Source organism: Thioclava sp. (assembly GCF_048263065.1).
GTDB lineage: Bacteria > Pseudomonadota > Alphaproteobacteria > Rhodobacterales > Rhodobacteraceae > Thioclava.
On sequence record NZ_JBLXEM010000059.1, the window covers coordinates 1 to 9495 of the forward strand.

General features: G+C 59.5%; 8 protein-coding genes. All 8 read left to right on the forward strand.

What is annotated here, in order from left to right; all coding sequences use genetic code 11:
• Positions 1–185: ABC transporter permease subunit (locus ACN0SD_RS20305; RefSeq protein ID WP_417809996.1), on the forward strand; the 185-nt coding region annotated here is incomplete at its 5' end.
• A gap of 477 nt (positions 186–662) precedes the next feature.
• Entirely contained in the window at positions 663–1610 is a 948-nt protein-coding gene (locus tag ACN0SD_RS20310; protein WP_417809997.1) for a LysR family transcriptional regulator, read from the forward strand.
• A gap of 134 nt (positions 1611–1744) precedes the next feature.
• Positions 1745–2716: an ABC transporter permease gene (locus ACN0SD_RS20315; RefSeq protein ID WP_417809998.1), complete on the forward strand. Its 972-nt coding sequence runs from the start codon at positions 1745–1747 to the stop codon at positions 2714–2716.
• Between the two features lie 59 nt (positions 2717–2775).
• Entirely contained in the window at positions 2776–3798 is a 1023-nt protein-coding gene (locus ACN0SD_RS20320; RefSeq protein ID WP_417809999.1) for a sugar ABC transporter substrate-binding protein, read from the forward strand.
• Between the two features lie 65 nt (positions 3799–3863).
• A complete protein-coding gene (locus tag ACN0SD_RS20325) occupies positions 3864–5987 on the forward strand; it encodes an ABC transporter permease (RefSeq protein WP_417810000.1) in 2124 nt (707 codons plus the stop codon).
• Complete coding sequence (locus tag ACN0SD_RS20330) at positions 5984–7036, forward strand: hypothetical protein (protein WP_417810001.1); 1053 nt, start codon at positions 5984–5986, stop codon at positions 7034–7036. The genes ACN0SD_RS20325 and ACN0SD_RS20330 overlap by 4 nt, the downstream gene beginning before the upstream one ends.
• A complete protein-coding gene (locus tag ACN0SD_RS20335; RefSeq protein ID WP_417810002.1) occupies positions 7033–8529 on the forward strand; it encodes a sugar ABC transporter ATP-binding protein in 1497 nt (498 codons plus the stop codon). The genes ACN0SD_RS20330 and ACN0SD_RS20335 overlap by 4 nt, the downstream gene beginning before the upstream one ends.
• Positions 8530–8557: 28 nt before the next feature.
• Positions 8558–9412, forward strand: a complete 855-nt coding sequence (locus tag ACN0SD_RS20340; RefSeq protein ID WP_417810003.1) for a branched-chain amino acid aminotransferase — start codon at positions 8558–8560, stop codon at positions 9410–9412.
• Positions 9413–9495 lie beyond the last annotated feature (83 nt).

The window sequence follows — 9495 nt, forward strand, 5'->3', positions numbered from 1 at the left end:
TGACCGCTTTGATAGTGGCTGATGTCTGGAAAAACTTCCCTCTCGTAGCGCTGATTGCGTTGGCAGCCCTTCAGGCGATCCCGAACGATATTCGCGCCGCCGCGATTTCTGATGGTGCGAACGTCTGGCGCCGTTTTCGTCATGTCACCCTACGGCCGGCGAAAAGTGCGAGCGCCTGTGCATGACTGAGCGCATGCTCATATCTTTGACAACCTACTCGCCCTGATACTGTTTGGTTCCGGAAATCTATCCCATTGGCACTGCCGTCCTACTAAGCTGGAGTCTGCAACTTCAAATTTGCAATTCGTCGGTTTCAGTTTGAGAAAGCTCCCAATTTTTTTGTCGTGAGGGAAAGCGGCTCGACGATGTCGGGCGACCTGAAAGACTTTCGGCCGTAGCGACAGAGCACCAACTGCTGCCGAAGTTCGCTGAAATGCGTCCAAAGCAAAAGGCGGCGCAAGGGCGCGCCAAATATGCGACGTAAACAAAAACGTTGAGATAAAGCCCTCCAAGCTCGCACGCTTCGCAAAATCTTTGCTCTCATTGCTGAATTTTCAGACGTTCAAAGCGCGCTTACGAGGGCGCTATCGACGCGTTATGCGTAAATGTTGACTCGCGCGCCCCCCGACTCGATCCTAAACGCCACATAAAGGGGCGCTTTGATGGATATCCGCATATACAATGCATTCGACACCACTGCTGAGCTATTGAATGTCACCCGCGCCGCCGAGCGTCTGAACATGACGCAATCCGCGCTGTCACGACAACTTAAATCTCTTGAGGATCACCTCGGCATCGCGCTTTTCGAAAAGACCGGGCGTAACATCCGACTGACGCCCGAAGGCGAGGCGCTTTATGGTCGTATCACCAATGTGCTGGCGGCTGATCGCAACCTGATGACCTATGCGCGCGATCTAGCGCGTGGCGATTCCGGGCTGATCCGCATTGGGGCTTGTTCGCAACTGATGGAGCGCTATTTCCCGCAGTTCCTGCGCCGCTGGCGGGCTCAAAACCCGGGGATCGAGATCCGGCTGGAAGATGGCGGCGGGCCGGAACTTGCGCAGAAACTGCTGGATGGAAAGATCCATCTGAGCGTCTCGGCCCTGCCCTCGACGCCCCATGACCTGCTCGAAACCGCCCTATTGGGCCAACTCGGCTTTCTGGCCGTGGGCGAGCGCGGCTTGCTACCCGAGGGAAACGCCCCGATCGAGCTGGAGGATCTGCTGGAAAAGCCGATCCTGACGCTGAACGGCAAACATGCCTCGCGCGAGTTGTTTGATGCCGCCTGCAAAATCTCGGGTCGCACTGCCGAAATCATTCTGGAAAGCAATTCGCCCCATACGCTGTTTGCGATGGCAACCTGTGGCAACGGGATCGCGGTCGTGCCCTCTTCCGCACAGCCTCCGCTGGACACGCTGACGAGCCGCCCCATCGCGCTCAATGGCGAGGTCGTGCGCTTTGCGATTTGTGCGATGTGGAATAAACGCCTTCCCCTGCCCGCCTATGGGCAGCGCTTCATTACGCAACTGGGCGCGCATATCGACACGGACCAAGCGCTGGAAGATGGCCGCCTGCCCGGAGCACGCTATGGTCGCCTTGAAGCCATCTGACCCCAATCTATTCCAAAATCGCATGAATATGGCGCGATATTATTCATTGGACGGGTCTGTCAGGCCAACGCTAGCCTTTCCTTAACCGGACCGCCCCATCAGAGGGCAGCCGCCAACAGGAAGGTGACACAGCCATGGGATTCCTCCGGACTCTCAATCAGGAACGTATCGTCTTTGCGATCACGGTGTTGATTTTCGTTATCGCCTCGCTGACCCTGCCCGGCTTTTTCAGCACCGATAATCTGGTGGCGATCATGCGCTCGGTCTCGGTGCTGGGTATTCTTGCATTGGGCATGGCGTTGATCATCATCGGGCGCGGGATCGACCTGTCGATGGTCGCGATCATGGCGATGACCGTGGCATGGTATTTACAAATGATGAACAACGGCATGAGCAGCAGTTCTGCGCTGCTACTGGCGCTGGCAGGCGTGATCGCGATCGGGCTGATCAACGGGTTTCTCGTCGCCTATGCCGAAGTGCCCGCCATTTTCGTCACGCTGGCCACCGCGTCCTTTACCTATGGGCTGGTGCGCTCGCAGATGATCGATCAGGACGCCGTGCCAATCCCGGCAGGGTCATGGCTGGAAGATCTCGGCAGGTTGCGTCTCGCCGATGTCCCGATTGAGGTCTACCTCTTTGCCGCGCTCGCGCTGCTTGGCTTTTTGTGCCTGCGCTACACGAAATGGGGTCGCTACGTCTATTACGCTGGCGACAACCCGATTGCTGCGCGCAATTCCGGCATGCCTGTGCGCCCGATGATGATGCTGCGCTACCTGATCTCGGCGCTGATCGCCTTTGCTGCGGGGCTGCTGACGGCGGGAAGCCTGCAATCCATGAACACCCGCGTCGTCAACTCGACCCAGCTTTACGACATCGTGCTGGTGACGGTGATCGGCGGGATCGGGCTGTCGGGTGGCAAGGGGGGCATGCGAAACGTGCTGATCGGGGCGGCGCTGATCGGAATCATGCTCAATGCGATGACGATTCTCGACATTCCGTTGCTGTATCAAAACCTGATCAAGTCCGCGATCTTGTTGGCCGCGATCATCTTTGACGGCGTGATCAACCCGCGTGACGAACAGACCGCCCAGCAGGGCGACATATAAGCAGACCGCGCCCCCGGTCTGCCCCGGGGGAGCCAAACATCAACAGGGACACGGTAAACATGAAAAAACTTCTGCAAAGTTTCGCCCTTATCAGCGCCACGATGGGCTTTGTCGGAGGGGCGGCCTTGCCTGCCTTTGCGCTCGATGATCCGGGACCTATCGCTTATTCCAAGGCGCTCAAAGGTAAAAAGGTGATGCTGATCCCGCTGTCGATGGGCTTTGACCTTGCGCAGGGTTGGGAGGCCTTCATGCGCCCCGAGATCGAGGGTTTTGGCGGCACGTTGGAAACCCGCGATCCGAACTGGTCGGCCGAAGCGGGCGCACAAGCGATTACCGAGGCGATCTCGTCAGCGGACAAGCCCGATGTGCTGATCGTCATGTCGCCCGATCTCAACTCATATTCCAAGCTGCTGAAAAAGGCGCAAAAGGCCGGAATCTATGTGATCCTCGTGGATAACCCCGCCAATTTCAAAGCCGATGTTTATACCGGTTCAGACTGGACGCAGCTTGGCCGCCTTGAGGCCGAGGCCGTGGTGAAAGGCTGTGGCGAAGGCAGTTCCAAAAAGATCGGGCTGGTGCAGGGCGATCAGGTCAATGCGACCTCGCTGTTTCAATATGCCGGGATCATGGAAGTGCTCGACAAGGCCGAGGGCTTTGAGGTCGTGGCCAAACCGGATTCCAATTGGGATGCGACCACGTCGCGCAACGTGACCACCACGATGCTGCAACAGCACCCCGACATCTGCGGCATCATCGACTTCTGGGATGGTGACGCGATGGGGGCCGCAGCGGCGATCCGCGATGCGGGGCTGCAAGATCAGGTCTATCTGGTCACCACTGGCGGCGGCGAGAAAACGGCGGATTGCGACCGGCTTGAAGACGGCACCTATGACGCGGTGGTGATGACTGAACTGGCCCATGAATCGGGGGACATGGTCGCGATGATCAAATACCTGCTGCAAAGCGGGCAGCCGCCGGGCACCTCTTCGGCCTATCTTTATTCGCTGCTGCGCGCACGCACCAAGGCAGATCTGACCCCCAGCACCTGCTGGGATCTGCAAGCGCTGAAGGCTGCACAGTAAGACGGATCGGGCGCGCGGTCGATCCGGGCGCCCTTCCCCTTCCACCCCCACAGCGGAATTTCCTTATGTTCTCTCGCGAACGCCTGCAGGCCTTGCGCTATAACCTCATTCCCGATCATCTGATTGGCGAGATCCTGTCCAAGCGCTGGACCGACAATGCGATCCCCTTTCTCGTGCTGGTCGCAGTGGTGGCGACATTCGGCACGGCCATTCCCGGGTTCTTCAACCCGTTCAGCCTGCAGGAAAGCACGCGCCAGCTTGGCGAGTTCACCATCGTGGTGATCGGGCTGACAGTGGTGATGCTGGGCGGTGGGATCGATCTGTCGGTGGGCTCGATATTTGCGCTTTCAACGTTTGCCTCGGTCGCCTGTTTCTTCGTCCTCAACCTGCCGGTTGGCGTCGCGCTGGGGGCGGCACTGGCGACGGGCGCGGCTTTTGGGGCGATCAACGGCTATCTGGTGGGGTATCTGCGGCTGCGCGCCTTCCTGACGACACTGGTGACGTTTATCATCGGACGCGCGGTGTTTGATATTCTCGTCACCCAGTTCGGCGCGCAGATACAAATGTCTTTCGCCTCTTCCGATGCTTGGGATTTCATCGGCGACGGCACCACACTTGGCCTGTCGATCCCGGTGATTTCGGCGCTCGTATTGGCGATTATCACCCATATCGTGCTGACTCGCGCCCGCATCGGATGGCATATTCTGGCGGTGGGAGGATCGCGCCGCTCGGCCCATAACGCGGGCATAAAGGTGCGCCGCACGGTCTTTTTTACCTATGTTTTCTCGGGGCTTTGTTCTGGTTTTGCGGGGTTCCTGATCGCGACGCGGCTGTCGGGCGCAGGTCCGGGCACCGGCGCGGGGCTTGAGATCCTCGCGCTGACGGCCGCCGTGGTTGGCGGCAATGCGCTGGGCGGCGGGCGCGGCTCTGTCGTCAAGGGCGTGATGGGCGCGGTGATCGTGCTGGTGATGACCAACGGGCTGATCCGTCTGGGCTTTGGCACCGGCACCAACCAGATGGTGCTGGGCATCATGTTGGCGGTCGCGGTCACCATCGACATCCGCTGGATGAAGAACCGCCACAAGGTGCTTAACGAGGTTTATGTCGCCCCAGTTTATCTCAAGATGGGCGTATCCCAATCGGCCGAACCGCAATCGGGCACGCCCTTTGCGCTCAACAATCGTCTGGCCGAGGCCAGCCATATTGGCTTGGGCGAATTGGAAGGCCCCGAGGATGTGATCCTTGACGAGGATGACCACCTCTATTGCGGCACCCGCCATGGCGAAATCATGCGCTATTTCGCCCCCGATTACACGCGCTCCGAGGTGTTCGCCCATGTGGGCGGCTTTCCCCTTGGCCTTGCCTTTGACCGTCATGGCAACCTGATTAGCTGCATCGGCGCCATGGGCTTGTATCAGATCGCGCCTGATCGCACGGTGACCCGGCTCTCCGCCGAGACCCGGCGCTCGCTAAGTTCGGTGCAGGATGATGCGCGGCTACGCGACCCCAATGACCTTGATATCGCCCCTGACGGCAAGATCTATTTCACCGATTCCACCAAGCGTTACGATGCCCATGAATGGACGCTGGATTCGATCGAGAACCGGGGCACGGGCCGCCTGCTGGTCTATGATCCCGCGGATGGCTCGACCAAGACGCTGCTGGATGGCTATCGCTACACCAACGGCGTCTGTATCGCGCACGACGGCAAATCGCTGTTCTTCGCCGAAAGCTGGGCCTGCCGGATCCATCGCTACTGGCTGGAAGGCCCCAAGGCGGGCACCGCTGAGTGCGTGATCAAGGACATGCCGGGCTATACTGACAACATCAACCGCGCCTCTGATGGCAGCTATTGGATGGCTTGGCTTGGCATGCGCACGCCCAGCTTTGATCTGTCCCTGCGCCATCCAGACATGCGCAAACGCATGACCCGCCGCCTGCCCCAGGATGACTGGTTGTTTCCCAATATCAACACCGGCGGCATCGTGAAATTCGACGATGATTGTCAGATCCTGCAGACCTTTGCCGACCTCTCGGGCGAGGCCCATCCGATGGTCACCTCGATGCGCGAACACAAAGGCGAGCTGTTCATCGGCGGCATTCTGAACAACCGCATCGGGCGCTACAAGATCGAAGGCGCAAACCCGGAGTGGACGGGGATGCGTTCGTATTGGGGGGCGCAGGCATGATCTTCGATCCGATCCTCGATATCTTCCGCGGCAAGGCGGTGACGATCCCGCCGATGGATGGTGCCTTTCGACCCAATACCGCGCTGGACGAGGCCCCGGTGCTTGCACAGCTTTGCGAGCCGGACAACCTTGCGATTTGGGGCAGCAGATTGATCGCATCATCTGGCAATGCGATCTGGTATCTGTCTGGCTCCGACACCCCCGAGCTGGTCGAAAGCTACACGGCCCCGATCACTGCGTTGGCAGTCGCGCCTGACGGGCGGCTGGCGGTGGCGCTGGAAACCGGGGATCTGTTGCTGGATGGGGTCGAGCAACACCTCTTGCCCGAGATCCGCGCGATTACCGCCCTGTCCTTTGCCCATGACGGCACGCTCTGGCTTGCCAATGGTTCGTCCAAGCATGCGACTTCGGACTGGCAAAGCGATCTGATGCGCAAATGCGCCACTGGCTCGCTTTGGCAGCGTAAGGCCGAGGGCGAACCCTTTCACAAAGTCCTTGGCGATTTGGCCTGGCCCTATGGTTTATGCCCGCGCTCGGGCGGGCGGATGGCATTTTCGGAAAGCTGGCGCCACCGCGTAATGGAGCTGGATTGCGAAGGCGCGCTTACGCCGTTGATCGAGATGATCCCCGGCTACCCTGCCCGGCTGACCCCGACGGCGGATGGCGGCGCGATCCTGTCAGTCTTTGCCCCGCGCAACCGGCTGATCGAATTTGTCCTGCAAGAGAAATACTACCGCGAAGAGATGATCGCGCAGGTGCCACGCGACTACTGGATTGCCCCCGCGCTGGCGTCGGGGAAAAGCTTTCTTGAACCATTGCAATGCGGCGCGATCCGCACAATGGGCGTGCATAAACCTTGGTCGCCAACGCGCAGCTACGGAATGGTCGTGCGCCTTGATCGACAGATGCAACCGGTAAGCAGCTGGCACAGCCGCGCCAATGGCAAACGCCACGGCGTCTGCACAGCGTTGGAATGGCAAGGCGAAGTGATCGCAGCCTCGAAGGGCGGCGATCAGGTGCTGTCGCTGGGACGGGAGGGTCTGGCATGAAGCCGATCATCCAGATGGAAAAAATCACCAAAGCCTATCGCGGCGTGCCCGCGATCAAAGAGGTCGATATCAACCTGCACAAGGGCGAGATCCACGCCCTTCTGGGCGAGAACGGTGCTGGCAAATCGACCCTAACCAAGATGATGGCGGGCGCCGTGTTGCCAACCGGCGGCAAGATGTTCGTGCGTGGGAAAGAAACCGTCTTTGCCTCACCCCATGAGGCGCTGGAAGCCGGGATCGCGATGGTGTTTCAGGAAACCAGCCTCGTGCCGTCGATGACCGTGGCGCAAAACCTGTATCTGGGAACGGAGAAGCCGCTCAACCGGCTGCGCGGAACCTACATCTCGGCCCAGCAATTCTTGCAATCGCTGAATTTTTCTGTTGATCCGGGCGCATTGGTCGAGACGCTGGGCGCTGCGAAAAAGCAGATGGTCGAGATCGCCCGCGCCGTTCATCATCAGGCCGAGGTGATCATCTTTGACGAGCCGACCGCCACCCTGACGCCCGAGGAAAAGCGCCATTTCTTTGCGCTGATCCGGCGGCTTAAAACGCAGGGCGTCACCATCGTTTTCATCAGCCATGCGTTGGAAGAGGCGTTGGAAATTTCAGACCGCATCACCATTTTGCGCGATGGCGAGCTGGTCGCGTCGGACGCAACCGAAACCTTCACCCGCGACAGCATCGTCGCGGCGATGGTCGGGCGATCACTTGCCCAAGGGCTTTATCGCGAACGCGATGCCCAGAGCACCCGCAAACCCGGCAGGAAGGTGCTGTCGGTGCAGGATCTGTCAATGGGCGCGATGGTGCGCAACACCTCGTTCTCCGTCTTCGCGGGCCAGATCACCGGCATATTCGGATTGGTTGGATCGGGGCGAACCGAGACGTTCAAGGTCATCTCGGGCATCTACAAACGCGACTTCCTGCGCGGCGGAGCCGTGGCGCTGAACGATCAACCCGTGCGCTATTACGTCCCGCGCGAGGCGGTGAAGGACGGCATCGTCTACATAACCGAAGACCGCAAAGCCGAAGGGTTTTTCGAAACCATGTCGATCGCTGAAAACATCTATTCCGGCTATCTCGCAGCCGGGCATAACCACGCTTTTTACGTCGGACAGGCCGAGATGCAGACATTGGCCGCAGACTGGACCAAAAAGCTCAATATCCGCGCGATCAACGAGAATGCCCGCGTGGTCGAGCTGTCGGGGGGCAACCAGCAAAAGGTGGTGATCGGCAAGGGGCTCGTGCAACAGCCGCGTCTGGTGATCTTTGACGAACCCACGCGCGGCGTCGATGTCGGCGCGATTGCCGAGATCCATACCCTGATCAACGGGCTGGCAGATGAGGGACTCGCGGTCGTCGTGATCTCGTCCTACCTGCCCGAGGTGATGAACCTTTCGGACCGGATCCTTGTCTGCCGTCAGGGACGGATCGTCGAGGAATTCGCGCCCTATGAAGCAAGTGAAGAAAAGATCATGTATGCCGCCGTTCACTGATTGGATCGGCGCGATAGAGGAGACCAAAATGAGTGCAGAACGTGAAATGTGGACCTATTGGCGCGGCCAGTGGCATAGCGGAGATCTGCGCATTCTGGGCGCGGCCTCGCATGCGACCTGGCTGGGCTCGCTCGTCTTTGACGGGGCGCGGCTGTTTGACGGGGTGACGCCCGATCTCGACCGCCATTGCGCGCGCATCAACGCCTCCGCCGAGGCATTGGCGCTGGAACCGACCCTGACCGCAAACGATATCGAGGCACTGACCCGCGAGGGCTTGGGCAAATTCGCACCGGGCACCGATGTCTATATCCGCCCGATGTATTGGGCCGAGGAAAGCGATGTGGGCACCGTGCCGCCGCTGGCCTCCTCGACCGATTTCGCGCTGTGCCTCGAAGCGATGCCGATGACTCAGCCCACCGGGTTCACAATCACCACAACACGGTTCTTGCGACCCACGATGTCGGTCATGCCTGTCAATGCCAAGGCCGCCTGCCTTTATGCCAATAATGCGCGCATGATGCGCGAGGCAAAGGCCAAGGGATATCACAACGCGCTGGTCACCGATTGCGCGGGCAATGTCGCGGAACTCGCAACCTCGAACGTGTTTCTGGCTAAGGGCGGTGAAGTTTTCACCCCCGTCCCAAACGGCACATTTCTGGACGGGATCACCCGACAGCGGGTGATCTGGCTTCTGCGACAGGCAGGCGTTTCGGTGCATGAAATCGCGCTAAGCGTCGAGGATTTCCGCGAGGCCGACGAGATCTTTTCAACCGGGAATATTTCAAAGGTCGTTCCGGTGATTGGATTTGACGACAAGGTGCTTGAATACGGCCCCTTGGCGCGCAAAGCGCGCGCACTTTACATGGACTGGGCAAAAAGTTGAGGAATTGAAAAATGGCGACTGTAAAACTGTTAAGTGATGCCGAGGCTGAGGCCATCCCCGCGGTCAAGGCCGTATTCGACGAC

What these genes read in the sequence shown, in the direction of transcription:
- ACN0SD_RS20310 (WP_417809997.1), top strand. Translation starts at nt 663, where the DNA reads ATGGATATCCGCATATACAATGCATTCGACACCACTGCTGAGCTATTG.
- ACN0SD_RS20315 (WP_417809998.1), top strand. Translation starts at nt 1,745, where the DNA reads ATGGGATTCCTCCGGACTCTCAATCAGGAACGTATCGTCTTTGCGATC.
- ACN0SD_RS20320 (WP_417809999.1), top strand. Translation starts at nt 2,776, where the DNA reads ATGAAAAAACTTCTGCAAAGTTTCGCCCTTATCAGCGCCACGATGGGC.
- ACN0SD_RS20325 (WP_417810000.1), top strand. Translation starts at nt 3,864, where the DNA reads ATGTTCTCTCGCGAACGCCTGCAGGCCTTGCGCTATAACCTCATTCCC.
- ACN0SD_RS20330 (WP_417810001.1), top strand. Translation starts at nt 5,984, where the DNA reads ATGATCTTCGATCCGATCCTCGATATCTTCCGCGGCAAGGCGGTGACG.
- ACN0SD_RS20335 (WP_417810002.1), top strand. Translation starts at nt 7,033, where the DNA reads ATGAAGCCGATCATCCAGATGGAAAAAATCACCAAAGCCTATCGCGGC.
- ACN0SD_RS20340 (WP_417810003.1), top strand. Translation starts at nt 8,558, where the DNA reads ATGAGTGCAGAACGTGAAATGTGGACCTATTGGCGCGGCCAGTGGCAT.